1 protein-coding gene is annotated in these 944 nt (G+C 63.0%); it reads left to right on the top strand.

Annotation, left to right across the window (positions count from 1 at the left end; genetic code table 11):
- Positions 1-290 precede the first annotated feature (290 nt).
- Positions 291-716 carry a hypothetical protein gene (locus tag CAPSK01_RS19600; RefSeq protein ID WP_273704137.1) on the top strand — a complete coding sequence of 142 codons (426 nt, stop codon included), beginning with the start codon at positions 291-293 and terminating at the stop codon, positions 714-716.
- Positions 717-944: the final 228 nt, after the last annotated feature.

The raw sequence follows: 944 nt of genomic DNA, 5'->3' as shown, positions 1-944 counted from the left end.
CGGGCTGTGGCGCTTCCCGCAGCAACTCAGCGCGACCGTGGACTGCACCGAGGTGACGGGCCTGCGGAAGCGCCAGCCATTCCGCAGGACGCTGGAGACGCCTGTCTGCAACGACTGCGACAAGACGCCTAACGCCGAAGCTCACCGGCCGTAGGTCCGGTGGAGCGACCAGTTAGGCGCGGAGGTGGCAGATGAGATTTACGACGAGGCAGAGACTAGAGACATGGGCGCACGCCTCCCGCGTGCAGAGTGACGAGGTGACGTATGGACTGCGGATGGAGCGTGCTTCAGTGGCTGCTGGCAATAGCTTCGGTGCCGGTGGTGATGGCGCTGGGCGTGCTGACGAGGATGTTGTGGAACATGCTGCGCGGAGTGGGAGGCTGAAAGTGACAGACGACGCATACCGCCAACTGATGAAGCACGCGCACCGTCTTGCAATGGATGGGCACGGCGAACTGGCGCAGTTTCTGCGCGATGCGATGACTGATGCGCAGCGCTATTCGTGGTTGCGCGGCAATGCAGTTCGCGAGAAGAACCTAGGCGACAAGTTCATCGAGTTTCACTGCGATTTTGAGTCGTGGAACGACATAGACGCCGCCATCGACAAAGCGCGGATGCAGTGCGAACACCGATGGGCGGTGACGCACGAAGGTGCGCAATACATGGACTGCCGCTGCGACAGGTGCGGCTCCACTAAGCGCGAGACGTGGGACTGACGCCTAACGATTGAGCTAAGCGGCGCCCACGCCGACCGTGGGAGAAGCACGGACGCCGCCAGGCGTCCGCTTGAGCGAAGGGTTCGGCCTCACCCGGCCGGAGCAAGACGATGACAACGCAACGATTCCACCTGGGCGCCGTGCTGAGCATGACCACCGGCAAGCTGCTTTGCCAGATGGACGACATCTACCGACTCGCGCAGCACCTGGCGGGCGAGCCAGTCTGGA

The organism is Candidatus Accumulibacter vicinus (assembly GCF_000584955.1).
GTDB classification, from domain to species: Bacteria; Pseudomonadota; Gammaproteobacteria; order Burkholderiales; family Rhodocyclaceae; genus Accumulibacter; species Accumulibacter vicinus.
Note: the sequence above shows the minus strand (reverse complement) of the source record. Positions and strands in the feature narration are given on the sequence as shown.